Genomic DNA, 15,922 nt, shown 5'->3' with positions numbered 1-15,922 from the left:
TTGCGAAGTCCGGGGATACCTATAGCGTGGTGTGGGGCGGCGCAAGGTGATGCAAGCGCCGGACCGCACGCATCCCGGCAACTCGCATTGCCCTTCGCGTGTCGATCCATCATAACCCGCCTCACTTAATCCCTCAGATGGAGGCCATAGCCATGCATGACATCAAGCTGATCCGCCAGAACCCCGCCGGGTTCGACGCCGCACTTGCGACGCGCGGGGTGTCCTCCATGTCCGAAGGCCTCCTGGCCATTGATGAAAAGCGCCGGGCCGCAATCACGCAGGCCGAGGCTGCTTTGGCAGAGCGCAATCGCGCCTCGAAAGAGGTTGGCGCGGCCAAGGGTCGCGGCGACGAGGCGGAGTTCGAACGCCTTCGCGCCCTCGTGGCCGAGAAAAAGGCTGAAATCGCGCAGTTGGAAGCCGATGCCAAGCAACTTGAAGAAGAGCTGAACGGACAGTTGATGGGCATCCCGAACGTCCCGTACGAGGATGTGCCCGAAGGCGCGGACGAAGCCGACAATGTCGAACTGCATCGCCGCGGCACCCCGCCAAGCTTCGACTTCAAGCCGTTGGAGCATTATGACATCCCCGCCGTGAAACCCGGCCTGGATTTCGAGACGGCTGCGAAGCTGTCGGGCAGCCGGTTCGTCGTCATGTCCGGCGCCGTTGCCCGCGTCCACCGTGCCCTGGCCCAGTTCATGCTCGACACGCATGTCGAACAAAACGGGCTGGCCGAGACGAACACACCTGTTTTGGTGCGCGATGAGGCAATGTTGGGCACCGGCCAATTGCCAAAATTTGCCGAGGACAGCTATCAGACCACCAATGGATGGTGGCTGATCCCGACAGCCGAGGTGACGCTGACCAATATCGTGTCTGACACGATCATCGACGAAAGCTACCTGCCCCGCCGCTATGCTGCGCACACGCTCTGCTTCCGATCCGAAGCGGGTAGTGCAGGCCGCGACACCGCCGGCATGCTGCGCCAGCACCAATTCGAAAAGGTGGAGATGGTCTCTGTCACAAAGCCAGAGGACAGCCGGGCAGAGCTTGATCGGATGACGGCTTGTGCGGAAGGCATCCTCGACCGGCTTGGCCTTGCCTACCGTACGATGGTGCTGTGCACCGGCGATATGGGCTTTGGCGCACGGCGCACGCACGATATCGAGGTCTGGTTGCCCGGCCAGGACACCTATCGCGAAATTTCGTCCTGCTCGGTCTGCGGCGACTTTCAGGCGCGTCGCATGAATGCCCGTTTCCGCCCCGAAGGCGGCGGAAAGCCAGAGTTTGTGCACACGCTCAACGGCTCCGGCCTTGCAGTCGGACGCTGCCTGATCGCCGTTCTTGAAAACGGACAACAGGCCGACGGATCCGTGCTGCTGCCAGAGGCGATCCATCCGTGGCTGCGCGGAAAAACCCGGATCAGCGCTGACGGCGACCTGATCTGAAACGAGCAAAGGGCGCGCCGATCCTTTGGCGCGCCCCGTTTCACTTCCGAAAAATATCCCCGCCGGAGGCAGGCACGATCAGCGTCCGCGTGACTAGCTCAGCAGGCCCATAGCCTCCGCATCTTCCCAAATCTGCTCCCAGGCCTGCGCCGCGCGTCCGCGCTGGCGCACCTCCTTCGCCGCCTCCAGATTTTCCGGCACATCGCCAACTTCGGCACGGCAGACGATCAGACCGACCATGCCCTGCGTCTGGTGCGGGGTGCAGTGATAGCCATAGACACCGGGCACGTTCAATGTGACCTCAATCTCCTCGTTGATGCGGCCATTCCAGGCCTCCGCACCTTCGGGGATCATCCCGTCCGTTGAGGCCGCATTGTGCCCACGGTCAGTTGCCAGCCACTTAATTGTATCTCCCGGCTTCACTTCCAGGATCGTCGGGCCGAATACCATGCGACGGCGTGGATCATCGGGATCGCGGTTGAGCATCGCGACTTCGTGGACTGCTGAATGTCCATCTGCAAATGTCGGGCGCGCCAGCATCAGTGCCGTTGCGGAGCCGATCAGGGTGCGGCGGTTCATGTTCAAAGACATAAGCTTCTCCTCTCTCGCGTCTCGCGCCGAAAACCGGCGCGTTGTGGTTGTTGCCCGCTAGATGGACTGCCTTTGCGACAGGAAAACCGCCCTCGCGTCGGTCTGCCGCGCGACATACTTGCAGAGCGCAGGATCCGGGTCGCGCGCCCGCCGACGCACCGGCAGAATTACGGCATCACAACCAAAGGAGACCGACGATGCCGATCCATTTCACCTCCCTTCCGACAGAAACCGTCCGCGCGCTTCAGGCTGGTGGCCCCGACTTCTGGGGCAACGCACCAGAGCGGCGGGTCGCAGACGGGATCAGCCAACCTTGCCGCCACTGCCTGTCCCCGGTCCCACAGGGACAGGACTATCTGACCATCAGTTACCGCCCCTTCACCTCTGATCAGCCATTTGCGGAGGTCGGGCCGATTTTCCTGTGCGCAGAAGTCTGTGAGGCCCCGAGAACAAAGACGGCGATCCCAGCCTCCCTGAACTCCGAAACCTATCTGATCAAGGGCTACACGGCGGACGAGCGGATCCGGTACGGGACAGGCAGGATCGTCCCGACCCCGACCATCCCGACCGCTGCGCAGGAGATCTTCAAGGACAAGGAAATTGCATTCGTTGACGTTCGCTCCGCATCGAATAATTGCTTTCACACGCGGATCGTGCGGGAACCCTCGCCGGTATGAGGCATTGTTCGCACAGCGCCCCGGCACCGTTGGCCGGGGGAGAGGACCGACAAAATGCAGACGCTAAAAGCCCTTCTTGTCCTTGTGACGTCCATCACCTTCGCGGCTGCGCCGTTCTGGAGCGACTTCAATGGGTTTGATCCCTCGCTCTATCCCAATCCGCAGCAAAACCCGCCCATCCAACCCGCCGGATATGCTTTCGCGATCTGGGGTTTGATCTATCTGGCGCTGATAGCCCATGCCGGGTTTGGGGTGATTGCCCGGCGCGATGATGAGGGCTGGGATCGCGCGCGCTGGCCGCTGATCCTGTCGCTGGGGATCGGGACGTTCTGGCTGATGGTGGCAGAGACCTCTCCGATCTGGGCGACGATCCTGATCTGGGCGATGCTGATCTCGGCCCTCGCCGCGCTTTATCGTGGATCAGCCGCCCTTCCCGGCTGGATCGGATCCGTGCCGCTGGGCCTCTATGCGGGCTGGCTGAGTGCCGCAAGCTGGGTGTCGCTGGGCCTTTTGGGTGCGGGCTACGGCATCGGGTTTGGTGAGGTCGTATGGGGCTATATCATCCTCGCCCTTGCCCTCGCCTTCATTGTCGCCCAGCTGCGTGCGCTCGGCTGGTCGCCCGGCTATGGCGCAGCCGCCATCTGGGCCACGATCGGCATCATGGTCGCAAACTGGGGCACGAGTTGGGGCATGGTGGCTCTGGGCGGTATCGGCGTCGTGATCCTCCTGGCGCAACTCTGGCTTTCGCGACGCGTCTGAGGCGTTCAGGCCACGCCACGCGCTGAAAATCGCAAAGCGGCTGGACGCTACAAGCCACCACGCCTATCCCTTCTGCAACGCGGTTCAGGAGGGGTCCCATGCGCATTCTCATCACCAATGACGATGGCATTACCGCCCCCGGGCTGGAAGTGGCTGAGGAGATCGCAGCCCAGGTTGCTGGACCCGATGGGGAGGTCTGGGTCGTGGCGCCTGCCTTTGAGCAATCCGGCGTCGGTCACTGCATCAGCTATGTCCGGCCCATGCGCGTGGAGCAGATGGGGCCCAGACGCTTCGCGGTCGAAGGCTCCCCTGCGGATTGCGCGATGGCCGGTCTGCTCGACATCATGAAAGAGACACCCCCCGATCTGGTCCTGTCCGGCGTGAACCGCGGCCACAACGTGGCCGAAGACACGCTCTATTCCGGCACAATTGGTGGCTCGATGGAGGCGGCACTGCACAAGTTCCGTACGGTTGCAATGTCGCAATACTACGGCCCCGGCAACAACGCGGAGGCTGATCCGTTCGAAGCCGCCCGCGTCCACGGCCCCGATATCCTGCGAAAACTGATCAATGGCGCAACGTGGGAGGAAGACGGGCGCTATGGCGTCTTTTACAACGTTAACTTCCCCCCCGTGCCCGCAGCAGACGTGAAGGGCGTGAAGGCAACTGCCCAGGGTGAGCGCGGTGGCTCGCCCTTTGGCCTCGAACCCCATGTCGCGCCGAACGGACGACGCTACCTCTGGATCAAACATGGGATGGGCAACGCGACCTGTGCCCCTGGCACAGACGCCCGCGAAGCGTCGGAAGGTCAGATAACCGTAACACCGTTGCGCGCCGATCTGACAGCACGCGACCTGATCTCTGGCCTGGGCGAAGTGCTCGCGAAATGAGCGAGGCTGCGATCCCACAGGAGGAGGCGCGCTGGGCCTTCATCTTCACGCTTCAGCAGGCAGGTGTGCGGGAAAAAGCAGTGCTTGACGCGCTGGAAGCGACCCCGCGGGACCGCTTTGTGGATGGGCTGTTTCGCGCGCGCGCGCTTGAGGATATCGCCCTGCCAATCTCGTGCGGACAGACGATCAGCCAGCCCTCCGTCGTAGGGTTGATGACCCAGGCCCTCGAAGTCACCAACCGGTGCAAAGTGCTCGAAATCGGCGCGGGCTCCGGCTATCAGGCGGGTGTGCTCAGCCACCTTGCCCGCAGGGTCTATACAATTGAACGCCATCGTCCGTTGGCGCGGCAGGCGCGCGCCGCCCTGGCCGACCTCGGCGCATCCAATGTGACGGTGATCAGCGGCGACGGCACTGCCGGGCTGCCCGAACAGGCGCCGTTCGACCGCATCATTGTCACAGCCGCAGCCGAGGATGTGCCCGCCTTCCTGCTCGACCAATTGCGGGACGGTGGGATCATGGTCATCCCCGTAGGACAAAGCGATACGGTGCAACAAATGATAAAGGTGGTGAAAACACCGGAGGGTCTGGAGTATACTGAGTTGGGCGACGTCCGCTTTGTGCCCCTCCTCGAAGGGATCGCAGAGGATCTACCGGACGGATAGACCCACAAGACTGGCAGGCCATACGCAATTGAGCAGACGCAAGGTGAGTGCTTCAAGATGACCGTTTCCCCCCTATCCCGCATCCTTCTGCTGGGCAGCGCCGCCCTGCTGAGCGGTTGCGTGACAACCAGCGACACCTCCGCCCCCGTGGTGTTTCGCGGCTCCAACCCGGATGGCGTGACCGCGGCACCGCAACCGGCGGTCGCCGTAGCAACGCCAGCTGTCAACGCGGCGGGCATTGTGGATCGGGGCGGATATCGCGCAGCCATCGTGCGCGAGGGTGACACGCTCGACACCGTTGCGGCGCGTGTGGGCGTGCCGACGGCAGAGCTTGCCAGCTATAACGGGTTCACCTTCGGGTTCGAGCCTGCGCCGGGCACTGAAATCGTGCTGCCGCCGCGCGCGGACCGCTATGCCAATGTCGGCACCAGCCAGCCCGCAGCATCTGAAACCGGGTTCAGTCTGGAACTGGCCGCCGCAGCGATTGACCGCGCGGCACCGGTCGAAACCGGAACGCTGGCCCCAAGCGCGACCGCGACACCTCTTCCGGCGACACCGCCAGCCGCCACGTCCAGCGCCGCCGCACCGATCCGCCATACCGTGACATCCGGCGAGACGCTCTTCTCGATTGCGCGCCTTTATAATACGCCCGTGACGGTGATCGCGGAGTGGAACAATATCGGGGCCGACTTCACGGTCGTACCCGGTCAGACCCTGCAAATCCCTGTCGGCGTTCAGGCCACGACAGCGGCGCTGGTCGCGCGCCCGACTGTCGTCGATGTCACGCCCCCGGCGGCAGAAATCCCGGCCGTCCCGGGTCAGACACAAGCCATTACACCGCCGCCTTCGGCAGCCGAGCCGCTGCCAGAGGATATCGCAGTGGTTGAAGAAACACCGGCCAGCCCGGCACTCGACCAATTCGGTTCCAACACGGTGGTAAGCGACGCGCGTTTTTCCCGCCCGGTGAACGGCCCCATCGTACGCGGTTATACGCCTGCCAACGGTCCGAACCGCAACGAGGGCATCGACATCGGCGCCTCCGTCGGAACGCCTGTCAGCGCGGCGGGTGATGGTGAGGTCGTGACGGTCTCCCGCTCTATCGGAGAGTTGGGAACGATTGTCATGGTGCGCCACCCGGACAACCTCGTCACGATCTATGGGCGGATCGAGAATGTGTCGGTCTCGCGTGGGGATCGCGTCACGCGCGGTCAATCCCTTGGCACCGTGGCCAGCTGCACCTCGCCTGACTCGGCCAGCTGCTCGACCCCGTCCGTACACTTCCAGGTCCGCCGCGGAATGCAGCACACCGACCCCGAGCAATTCTTGTAAGGCAGATTTCCCTATCTGTTCGGGGTCAGAAACATCTACCCAATCGCCACATCCGGGCGATTGGGGTTTGAACGTGCCCCCCAAACTTAATACATATGGTCTCAACGGATAGGATCGGGGCCCAACCCGGCAGGCTTAGCGTTTTCAGGAGGGCAAAATGCTCAACAATATCGGCCCTATGGGCTTTCTGGTCATCGCCGTTGTGGTGCTCGTACTCTTTGGCCGCGGCAAGATCTCGCAGCTGATGGGCGATGTCGGCAAAGGCATCACGTCCTTCAAGCGCGGCATGGCCGAAGGTGCTGAGGAATCCAAGCAGGAAAACCTGCCGCACGCCGCAGATGAGGTGCGCGCGGATGTGAACGAGACCGCCGAAAACCGCTCGAACGGCTAAGCCCATGTTCGACATTGGCTTCTGGGAGATGGCGATCGTCGGAATCGTCGCGCTGATCGTGGTCGGCCCAAATGACCTGCCCAAAATGTTCCGCGCTGTCGGAAAATATGTCGGGCAGGCCAAGGGCATGGCCCGGCAGTTCCAGAACGCCATGAACCAGGCCGCGCGCGACAGTGAACTGTCCGAAGTGAAGGCTTCGCTGGACGGCGTCAAAACCGGCCTCAAAACGGCTACTGACCCGCTGGGTCAGGCCACGAAATCCGCCCGGAACTATGCCAAGACGGTGATGGAGGATTTCGATCCGATGTCTGAGGAGGCATCGCAGAAACGGGCCGAGACCGTACAGGCCGAACAGGCCGCCGCGGCACAGCGCGCCGCCGCTCAGGCAGAAGTTCCTCATTTCGAGGATAGCGCAGAGCCTGCCGCGGCCGAGGCGTCCCCTGACAGAAAAGACTGACGCAGACCATGAGCACCCCCGAAGACAGCGCGATGCCGCTCATCGAGCATCTCAAGGAACTGCGCACGCGCCTGATCCGATCCGTGCTTGCACTGGTGATTGGCATCGTCGTGACGTTCTATTTTGCCGAAGCGGTGCTCGAATTTCTGTTCGCGCCGATCGCGGACGTTCTGCGTGCACGGGGGGAGGAGCCGCGGCTGATCTTCACCGCTCCGCAGGAAAAGTTCTTCATGCTCTTCCGGATCTCGCTGCTCACAGGTCTTGCCGTGGCGTTCCCGGTGATTGCGCATCAAATGTGGCGCTTCATTGCACCGGGCCTTTACAAGAACGAGCGCGGCGCCTTCCTGCCGTTCATCATAGCGTCTCCTCTGCTCTTCATTGCCGGCGCTGCCTTCGCACATTTCGTCGTCACCCCGCTGGCCATGGCCTTCTTCATCAGTTTCTCCGACATCATTCCGATGATCGGTACGCTGATCGGCATCGCGCCACAGGTCGCCCTCGATGCGCCACTGACCGGCGTTTCAGGTGAAGGCCTGCTGCCGGGCGCACCGGCAGAAAGTGAGATTACGACCGTGTTCCTGGGCTCGGTCCGCGAAACGCTCGACCTTAGCCTCAAGTTCATCTTCGCCTTTGGCATCTGTTTCCAGCTGCCAGTGCTCTTGACCCTTATGGGGATCGCAGGTCTGGTCAGCTCCGAAGGTCTCCGCTCCGTTCGCAAATATGCCGTTGTCGGTATTCTCGTCGTTGCGGCCCTCGTGACCCCTCCAGACGTGATCACGCAGCTCATTCTCTTTACGGTCGTTTACATGCTCTACGAGATTTCGATCTGGCTCGTGATGGGTGTGGAGCGCAAGCGGGCGCGCGAGGAAGCCGAGGCAGGCTATTGAGCGACCCGCTAGAGCGCATTGCCGCAGCATTGGAACGGCTCAGCCCGCCACCTGCCCCTGCCCCGGATTGGAGCGTGGACGCCTATGTCTGGCACACGGAGCCGGATCATCTCGCCCCCGTGGAAAAAGTTGATCGTGTGCCGCTGGAGCTTTTAATCGGCGTTGGGCGTGCCCGTGACACATTGGTCGCCAACACCGCTCAATTCGCAGCAGGACATCCCGCCAACAACGTGCTGCTATGGGGCGCGCGCGGGATGGGGAAATCCAGCCTCGTCAAAGCAGCCCATGCCGAGGCCGGAAGCGGAACGGTCCTTGTGGAGATCCACCGCGAAGATCTGCCCTCCATCGCACGACTGCTGAACCAGCTGCGCGGCTCTGATCGTCGCTTCATCCTCTTTTGCGACGATCTCAGCTTCAGCCATGACGACGCACATTACAAATCGCTCAAGGCCGTGCTGGATGGCGGCATCGAAGGGCGTCCGGAAAACGTCATCTTCTACGCCACCTCGAACCGCCGGCACTTAATGCCACGCGACATGATCGAAAATGAGCGTTCGGCCGCCATCAATCCCGGTGAAGCCGTAGAAGAAAAGGTCAGCCTGTCCGACCGCTTTGGCCTGTGGCTTGGCTTCCACCCCTGCGACCAAGACGACTATCTCGCGATGATCCGCGGCTATTGCGACCGCTATGGCATCTCGATTGATGACGAGACATTGCGCGCCGAAGCGGTGGAATGGCAGGCCACGCGGGGCGCCCGTTCGGGGCGCGTAGCCTGGCAATATGTCACGGACCTCGCCGGACGCCGGGGCGTCGCGCTGGATTGAACGAAGCTGCCTCCGGCGGGGATATTTTAACCAAGAAGAAATCAGTGGCATGCGATGCATGCGCTGCGGTACAGGCGGGGACGCCGATGACCGCCCAAGGAGAAGTCGGCGTCTTGAGGCCCGAACTCAGGACGTCGCACCCTTCTTCTTGGCAAAAATATCCTCGCCGAAGGCGCTATTCCGCCGCTTGATGCAGCCAAGGGTCGTCGACACGGGTTTGAACCGCACAGGGGAAGACATGGCAGATGTCGCGGCGCAGCGACAGAACCAGCGGCGTCCCTTCTGGCGGCATGAACACGCCTGGAATAATCGCCCGCACTATGGACTGGTCCGCCTCCATCTCCAGTTCGACAATGCTCTGATTGCCGACAAACCGAACCCGCGCCACCGTGCCCATGGCGGGAACCCCATGTTCGACAGTTGGTCGGACAGGCGCCCCTTTCCGGGGAAAATCAAGCCGAAGATGCTGGGGCCGGAAGATGATCTCGACATCCGCACCATCGACCAGACCCGGTGTCAAAAACTGCCCGAACGGCGTTTCGGCAGAGCCTGATGCGACAACCCCATGCACGACGTTGATATCGGAGAAGAAGGCCGCGGCCTCCTTGTCAACGGGCTTGGTATAGACACTATAGGGGTTGCCCACCTGTACGATCCGGCCATTGCGCATCAGGGCAATCTTGTCGGCCATGCGCATCGCTTCATCCGGCTCATGGGTTACCAGCAGAACCGCTGTCCCCTCCTCACGCAGAATATCCAGCGTCTCGTCACGGATCCCGTCGCGCAGGCGCTTGTCGAGGCCCGAGAACGGCTCATCCATCAGCATGATCGCAGGGCGCGGTGCCAGCGCACGGGCAAGTGCGACCCGCTGCTGCTCACCACCGGACAGCTGGTGCGGGAACTTGCCCTCGTATCCGGCCAAACCGACTTTTCCGAGCAGTTCGGTCACCCGCGCCATCTGTTCGGCCTTTCCACCGCTCAGGCCAAAGGCGACGTTTCGGGCCACATCCAGATGCGGGAACAGCGCAAAATCCTGAAACATCAGGCCGATTGAGCGGTGTTCCGGCGGCAGATTGCGACGGCCATCCGCCACGACCTCTCCGTCGATCAAAACCTCCCCCCCATCCGGGGAGTCGACGCCGGCTGCCAGTCGCAACGTCGTCGACTTGCCGCAGCCTGACGGGCCGAGCAGGCAGGCAACCTCCCCGGCACGCAATGTCAGGTCGATACCGTCCACAACTGGCTGGCCATCAAAACGGCGAGTGACAGATTTCAATTCAAGGCGCGGCGTCATCGACGTGTAACCTACCAATTCAATCGGGTTTACACTCACCTAGTCTGCCGCGCCCGCTGACGCAAGCATTGCGCGCCGTCTCTGCCCATGAACAGGAACCGGATGGGTGATGACCCGGCCCCCTGTTCCGCGTGTAAAGAACGGCGCGCTTTCGAGAAGGTACGATCAGATGGTGGCGTTCACCCCGCCGCCATCATGCAAAATGTTCTGACCCACGATGAATGCGGCCTGCTGCGAACACAGGAAGGCGCAGGTCGCCCCGAACTCTTCTGAGGTGCCGTAGCGCCGTGCGGGGATCGTCGCCTCGCGGCGGGTCTTGGCCTCTTCCATCGTGATGCCCTCCGCCTTCACGACGCCACTGTCGAGCGCGATCGCCCGGTCTGTCGCGTGGATGCCTGGCAGCAGGTTGTTGATGTTCACGCCATGCTGCGCCACCTGCCGCGCCGTGCCCGCGACATAGCCCGTCAAACCCGCGCGCGCAGAGTTGGAGAGGCCCAGCACCGGAATAGGCGCCTTCACCGATTGCGACGTGATGTTGACGACGCGGCCCCAACCCCGGTCGATCATACCTGGCAGAACCGCCTTCATCAGCATGATGGGGGTCAGCATGTTGGCGTGCAGCGCCGCCTCGAAATCCGCGATCTCCCAGTCCGACCACATGCCCGGAGGTGGACCACCCGCATTCGTGACGAGAATGTCGGGGTTGGGCAGCTTGGCCAGAACCTCTGCCCGTCCCTCTTCAGTCGTGATGTCACAGGCAACATGCTGGACATTCACGCCATAGGTCTCGGCAATTTGCCCGGCAGTCTCCGCAAGCGGCCCCTCGGTGCGGGCGTTCAGCACAAGGTCAACACCCGCCTCGGCCAGTGCCTCTGCACAGCCACGTCCCAGCCCTTTCGAGCTTGCACATACGATTGCGGTCTTGCCGCGCAGTCCCAGATCCATGGTCGGTCTCCCTTATCGTTCACCCGCTACGTAATGCGGGTTAACGAAATGAACAGACCTTGCGGATCACTCTTCGGCGTTTGCTTCCGCGCGGCTCTTGCCCGCAGCGCCCTGCGCCAAAGTGGCGGCCATGAACGCATCCAGATCACCGTCGAGCACGCCTTGACTGTCAGAGGTCTCAACCCCCGTGCGCAAGTCCTTCACCATCTGGTAGGGCTGCAAAACGTAAGAGCGGATCTGGTTGCCCCACCCCGCATCGCCCTTGGCCTCATGCGCCTCGTTGATGGCGGCGTTCCGTTTGTCGAGCTCCATCTGGTAGAGCCGCGATTTCAGCGCCTTCATCGCGATGTCGCGGTTCTGGTGCTGAGATTTCTCGGAAGATGTCACTACGATGCCCGTCGGATTGTGCGTGATCCGCACGGCGGAGTCCGTGGTGTTGACGTGCTGACCGCCCGCGCCGGAGGAGCGATAGGTGTCAATGCGAATATCCGCCGGGTTCACCTCGATCTCGATATCGTCATCCACAACCGGATAGACCCAGACGGAGCTGAAGGACGTGTGCCGTCGCGCCGCGCTGTCATAGGGGGAGATGCGCACGAGCCGGTGCACGCCGCTTTCCGACTTCAGCCAGCCATAGGCGTTCTCACCGCTGATCTTGTAGGAAGCGGACTTGATCCCCGCCTCTTCCCCCGGGCTTTCGGACTGCAGCTCAACCTTGAACCCGCGCTTTTCCGCCCAGCGGATATACATGCGCGCGAGCATCGAGGCCCAGTCACAGCTTTCCGTACCGCCCGCACCGGAATTGATCTCAAGGAACGTGTCGTTGCCGTCCGCCTCGCCATCCAGCAGAGCCTCAAGCTCCTTCGCAGCAGCCGTCTCTTTCAGCGCGCGGATCGAAGCTTCGGCGTCGGCGACGACCTCCGCATCTTCCTCCATCTCCCCCAATTCGATGAGCTCGATATTGTCGGCCAGTTCCTGCTTGAGCGACTTGTGTGTGTCGATCGCATCCGACAGCGTCTGCCGCTCGCGCATCAACTTTTGCGCCTTGGCCGGATCATTCCAGAGGTCCGGGTCCTCGGACATGGCGTTGAGCTCTTCGAGCCGATAGGCCGCCGTCTCCCCCAACCGCTGGTCGAGCAGGTCGAGGCTCTTTTCGATGTCACTGACAATATTTGCAATCTCAGCGCGCATGGCCTGACCCCTAGGTACGTGTTCGAGCGCCTTAGATAAGGGGGATCGCAAGGGAGGTCAAAGGGGTGGTTGGCTGATCTAGGGAGCAACACGCCCCGGACCTGATCCGGGGCCTCGCGATCACGATATCCCAAACCCCAGCACTGGCCCGCGGCGGCCCGTGGGCTGCCGCCACACCATCCAAGCAATGCAATTTATGGCGCAAACCCGAATTCCCTCGGATCGAGGCACCCAGCCCGCAAAAGTGCCAGCCCGCCCGGACGGGCCGCCGCGCGCCCTGCGCCTTCGGCGCGCTCCGGGCGCAACACGCAAACCACGCCCTAGACGCGATCTGGGGCCGCGCTTTCCTAGCCGAAAATAAGCCAAATGGCTTGCCACAGACCATAAGTCGAAAAGCCCGATACGGCCCCGGAATGCGCACGCTTGCCGAACGCAAAAAGCCTTTCAGCAAGAACTTGTATCCCTTGCCGCTTCTGAACTTCTGTCGCCTTCGACCCATCCTGAATGTGGGCAAGCGCGCGATCCCCTTCTTCAGCCGCTTCCTGCGCAAACTTCGACCGAATAGCGGCCCAGTTCTGGGCAAAGGCCGCAACGGCAGATGAGGTGAGTTCGCTCAAGCGAAAGCCGTTGCGGATGTCTCTTCGTTTTTTAACTTCGGGAAAATCAGCCGAGATATCTTCCATACCTCGTGCCAAGGCAGCTTTGAAATCATCAACCGCGCGCAGGAGTTTCTTGGCGTCTTCCTCGGCAAGACGAATTGAATGATCCTCCACGAACCGATCACACAGTGATACAGCCGCCTCGAAATCAGAATAGATGCGCAGCGGACACACAGTCGCGCTGTCGGTGCGGCTGAGTGCAGTCTTGCGGGCCTCATCAATGTCTTCGAAATCGTTGATGCTGTTGCAGGTTGTTGCCGCCAACCGCGCCGCCGTCCTTTCGACGGTTTCTATCGCATTCACCAGAACGCCAGTCTTTGTAACTTGCTGAACCTTTGGCCTCAGCGCGCTTGTAGCTTTTGCCGCAACGACCTCTGGAATGTCAGCAATAGCGCTTTCAAAGCGTTCCAGCTGCAACCGCTCAATCTCCCGCGCGACTTGCTCTGGTCCGTCCTTCGCATCCCAGATGTAAGGGTCGATCAGGGCGATTTGACGCAAAAGGTCCCAGTCCTGCTCGGTGCCGGTGATCAGCACGTCATACCAGGTGAGCCAAAAGGTAAAGCCAGGCCAGTCTTCTAAGGTTTTACGGGCCTCCGGCCAGCCCATCACGTCCTTCCTATCCCGGGGCCAGATTGGCATCGCCAGAAGCCATGCCACAGCTTCTTCCGCGCTTGTGGAGGAAAGTGCAGCGCAGTCGGCGGAGAGGGCGGCGGAGCGGGCGGAGAGGGCGGCGGAGGCGGCGGAGAGGGCGGCGGCGGAGTCGGCGGAGTCGGCGGAGTCGGCGGAGTCGGCGGAGTCGGCGGAGTCGGCAGAGAAGGCGGAGGCGGAGGCGGCGGAGTGGGCGGCGGAGAGGGCGGCGGAGCGGGCGGAGTGGGCGGAGAAGGCGGCGGAGCGGGCGGAGAGGGCGGCGGAGTGGACGGAGTGGGCGGCGGAGTCGGCACAGTGACGTATGATATCATCGGTCGATCCAAGAGCCGCGACCGATGATATTAAGAGGCATCGAAAGGACTGTAATGTCAGTCTTTTTGACCAAGCGTGTTTATCATGGACCAATTCGGGCAGGACGCGCGCCGCAGATCGAAATGCCATCGCAATGGCGAATTCCTGGGGTTTGTCTTGCAACCAGTCTTCGAGTTCATCGGGTGTCATTCACGCCGCTCCACAGCTTTCCGCACAGCGTAAGGATCGCGCGCGTCAGAACAAGTGCACAACCACACCCCTCACCCATACAACGCCCGCGCCCTCGCTTCAAAAGCGCCAACAATCCGCCGCATCGCCTCATTAAACACCGCGCCAATCGCGGCCTGCAAGATACGGCTCTTGAACTCGAAATCGACGTGGAAGTGGACGTTGCAGCCCGTTTCCGTCTCTTCAAACCGCCAGTTGTTGATCAGGTATTTGAACGGCCCGTCGAGGTACTCGACGTCAATCGTGCGCGCCTCGGGCTTCAGCGTCACCCGGCTCAGGAAGCTTTCGCGGAACACTTTGAAGCTGACGATGGTGTCGGCGTCCACGACGCTGCCGCCCTCGATCTCACGCTCCTGCCGGATCCGCATGGCCGCGACCCAGGGGATGAACTCGGGATAGCGCTTCACGTCTGACACCAGTTCGAACATCTGATCGGCCGTGTAGGGCATCGGCTTCACTTCCGAATGTGTCGTCATCGCGTGCGTCCTCTCTAGTCCTTCTGGGCGTTCTGTCTTAAACAAGCTCCGCTGACAACGGAGAGTTCCATGACCGCCCACCCCCCTTATGTGATAGATGAGATGATCTCTGCCAAGTCCATCGCCGCACGGGTGGAGGCGCTTGCCCGAGACATCTCCGACCATTTTGCCGATACCGACAAGCTGGTCGTGGTGGGGCTCTTGCGCGGCTCCTTCGTCTTCATCGCCGATCTGGTGCGGGAACTGGATCTGCCCGTGGAGGTCGATTTCATTGAGGCGTCCTCCTATGGCGACAGCACCGTGTCGAGCCGAGAGGTCCGCATCCTCAAGGATCTACGCTCTGGCATTGAGGGGCGCGACGTTCTGGTGGTGGAGGATATCGTCGATACCGGCTTCACCCTGCACCACGTGATCGGCCTGCTCTCGGCACGCGACCCTGCACGGCTTGAGGTCTGCGCCCTGCTCGACAAGCCCGCGCGGCGGGAAGTGGATATCCGCGCGACCTGGACCGGGTTCGAGATCCCCGATGAATTCGTCGTCGGCTACGGCATCGATTACGGCCAGCGCAACCGCAACCTGCCCCATATCGGCAAGGTTCGTTTCGAATAAATGCCGCTGACAGCTTGCCGCACCCTGCCCCGCGCCCTACCGTCGCTGAGGGGTAGAAAAGTGGATTGCGCGATTGAAGCAGACTGAACAGATCGGTGATCGCCCGGAGCTTCGTCACAAGCCCGCGCCGTTGACCTGCTCGGCCACCGCAACCGTGCGGCAGGCCGTGGCGGCGATGAATGCGCAGAATTTCGGCTGTGTCGTGGTTGTGGATGATGCACAGCGGGTTGAGGGCATCCTGTCCGAGCGTGACGTGATGCGCCGGGTCGTTCATACGGGCCTCGACCCAGAAACGACACGCGTGGCCGATGTGATGACCAGCAATCCACGCTGCGCACGCAACAGCGATCTTGTCCTCGACTGGCTGCGCGTCATGTCGAACGAACGGTTCCGGCGGGTGCCCGTCGTGGATGACGACGGCCGCCTCATGGCCATTTTCACTATGGGCGATTTCGTGGCCTACACCTGGCCCGACCTGATCTATGACCGTCCGGCTAAGGCTGCGGGCGCGACGCTCGACCTGCGCCTTGTGGCCATGATCGGCGGTGGTGTCCTGCTCTATTCCCTCATCATCGCGGCGATCTTCGCGCTCGGCTAGCCCTGCGCGCACGGGTCGCAGCGACCCACTGGACGATGGCTCTACTCTCT

At 62.0% G+C, this 15,922-nt stretch carries 18 protein-coding genes; 12 read left to right on the top strand and 6 right to left on the bottom strand.

Annotated features, from left to right (window positions below; translation table 11 throughout):
• The first annotated feature begins 152 nt into the window (after nucleotides 1-152).
• Complete coding sequence (serS, locus tag POI8812_RS06155) at nucleotides 153-1,445, top strand: serine--tRNA ligase (RefSeq protein ID WP_108781690.1); 1,293 nt, start codon at nucleotides 153-155, stop codon at nucleotides 1,443-1,445.
• 93 nt (nucleotides 1,446-1,538) lie between these two features.
• Here serS and POI8812_RS06150 read toward each other — a convergent pair whose 3' ends face one another.
• A complete protein-coding gene (locus POI8812_RS06150; RefSeq protein WP_108781689.1) occupies nucleotides 1,539-2,036 on the bottom strand; it encodes a pseudoazurin in 498 nt (165 codons plus the stop codon).
• A 197-nt stretch (nucleotides 2,037-2,233) separates the two neighbouring features.
• On the opposite strand from POI8812_RS06150, the gene POI8812_RS06145 reads away from it, so the two are divergent.
• The 9 genes from POI8812_RS06145 (at nucleotide 2,234) to POI8812_RS06105 (ending at nucleotide 8,912) form a co-directional block, all read left to right on the top strand.
• Entirely contained in the window at nucleotides 2,234-2,713 is a 480-nt protein-coding gene (locus POI8812_RS06145; RefSeq protein WP_108781688.1) for a DUF1203 domain-containing protein, read from the top strand.
• A gap of 54 nt (nucleotides 2,714-2,767) precedes the next feature.
• Nucleotides 2,768-3,472: a TspO-related membrane protein gene (locus POI8812_RS06140; RefSeq protein WP_108781687.1), complete on the top strand. Its 705-nt coding sequence runs from the start codon at nucleotides 2,768-2,770 to the stop codon at nucleotides 3,470-3,472.
• Nucleotides 3,473-3,570: 98 nt separating this feature from the next.
• Nucleotides 3,571-4,362: a 5'/3'-nucleotidase SurE gene (gene surE / locus POI8812_RS06135; protein ID WP_108781686.1), complete on the top strand. Its 792-nt coding sequence runs from the start codon at nucleotides 3,571-3,573 to the stop codon at nucleotides 4,360-4,362.
• On the top strand, nucleotides 4,359-5,024 hold the full coding sequence (locus POI8812_RS06130) for a protein-L-isoaspartate(D-aspartate) O-methyltransferase (protein WP_108781685.1): 666 nt from the start codon (nucleotides 4,359-4,361) through the stop codon (nucleotides 5,022-5,024). The genes surE and POI8812_RS06130 overlap by 4 nt, the downstream gene beginning before the upstream one ends.
• Before the next feature lie 57 nt (nucleotides 5,025-5,081).
• Nucleotides 5,082-6,353: a LysM peptidoglycan-binding domain-containing M23 family metallopeptidase gene (locus POI8812_RS06125; RefSeq protein WP_108781684.1), complete on the top strand. Its 1,272-nt coding sequence runs from the start codon at nucleotides 5,082-5,084 to the stop codon at nucleotides 6,351-6,353.
• 157 nt (nucleotides 6,354-6,510) lie between these two features.
• Nucleotides 6,511-6,744, top strand: a complete 234-nt coding sequence (gene tatA, locus POI8812_RS06120) for a twin-arginine translocase TatA/TatE family subunit (RefSeq protein ID WP_108781683.1) — start codon at nucleotides 6,511-6,513, stop codon at nucleotides 6,742-6,744.
• Between the two features lie 4 nt (nucleotides 6,745-6,748).
• On the top strand, nucleotides 6,749-7,201 hold the full coding sequence (gene tatB / locus POI8812_RS06115; protein WP_108781682.1) for a Sec-independent protein translocase protein TatB: 453 nt from the start codon (nucleotides 6,749-6,751) through the stop codon (nucleotides 7,199-7,201).
• An 8-nt stretch (nucleotides 7,202-7,209) separates the two neighbouring features.
• Complete coding sequence (gene tatC / locus POI8812_RS06110; protein ID WP_108781681.1) at nucleotides 7,210-8,088, top strand: twin-arginine translocase subunit TatC; 879 nt, start codon at nucleotides 7,210-7,212, stop codon at nucleotides 8,086-8,088.
• Nucleotides 8,085-8,912 (top strand): ATP-binding protein, encoded by an 828-nt coding sequence (locus POI8812_RS06105; protein ID WP_108781680.1) that lies wholly within the window; start codon nucleotides 8,085-8,087, stop codon nucleotides 8,910-8,912. The genes tatC and POI8812_RS06105 overlap by 4 nt, the downstream gene beginning before the upstream one ends.
• 175 nt (nucleotides 8,913-9,087) lie before the next feature.
• On the opposite strand, the gene POI8812_RS06100 is transcribed toward POI8812_RS06105, so the two are convergent.
• From POI8812_RS06100 to POI8812_RS06075, 5 genes are all read right to left on the bottom strand, one after another.
• Nucleotides 9,088-10,206: an ABC transporter ATP-binding protein gene (locus POI8812_RS06100; protein ID WP_108781679.1), complete on the bottom strand. Its 1,119-nt coding sequence runs from the start codon at nucleotides 10,204-10,206 to the stop codon at nucleotides 9,088-9,090.
• Nucleotides 10,207-10,371: 165 nt separating this feature from the next.
• A complete protein-coding gene (locus tag POI8812_RS06095; RefSeq protein WP_108781678.1) occupies nucleotides 10,372-11,151 on the bottom strand; it encodes an SDR family oxidoreductase in 780 nt (259 codons plus the stop codon).
• Between the two features lie 66 nt (nucleotides 11,152-11,217).
• Nucleotides 11,218-12,342 (bottom strand): peptide chain release factor 2, encoded by a 1,125-nt coding sequence (gene prfB, locus POI8812_RS06090; protein WP_108781677.1) that lies wholly within the window; start codon nucleotides 12,340-12,342, stop codon nucleotides 11,218-11,220.
• A gap of 347 nt (nucleotides 12,343-12,689) precedes the next feature.
• Nucleotides 12,690-14,150: a hypothetical protein gene (locus POI8812_RS17630; RefSeq protein ID WP_181377190.1), complete on the bottom strand. Its 1,461-nt coding sequence runs from the start codon at nucleotides 14,148-14,150 to the stop codon at nucleotides 12,690-12,692.
• A gap of 71 nt (nucleotides 14,151-14,221) precedes the next feature.
• Nucleotides 14,222-14,665, bottom strand: a complete 444-nt coding sequence (locus tag POI8812_RS06075; protein ID WP_108781675.1) for a type II toxin-antitoxin system RatA family toxin — start codon at nucleotides 14,663-14,665, stop codon at nucleotides 14,222-14,224.
• Nucleotides 14,666-14,734: 69 nt separating this feature from the next.
• Here POI8812_RS06075 and hpt point away from each other — a divergent pair, with 69 nt between their 5' ends.
• Nucleotides 14,735-15,274, top strand: a complete 540-nt coding sequence (gene hpt / locus POI8812_RS06070) for a hypoxanthine phosphoribosyltransferase (protein ID WP_108781674.1) — start codon at nucleotides 14,735-14,737, stop codon at nucleotides 15,272-15,274.
• Nucleotides 15,275-15,347: 73 nt separating this feature from the next.
• Nucleotides 15,348-15,872, top strand: a complete 525-nt coding sequence (locus POI8812_RS06065) for a CBS domain-containing protein (protein WP_245895295.1) — start codon at nucleotides 15,348-15,350, stop codon at nucleotides 15,870-15,872.
• Nucleotides 15,873-15,922 lie beyond the last annotated feature (50 nt).

The organism is Pontivivens insulae, from assembly GCF_900302495.1.
Taxonomy (GTDB): Bacteria; Pseudomonadota; Alphaproteobacteria; order Rhodobacterales; family Rhodobacteraceae; genus Pontivivens; species Pontivivens insulae.
Note: the sequence above shows the minus strand (reverse complement) of the source record. Positions and strands in the feature narration are given on the sequence as shown.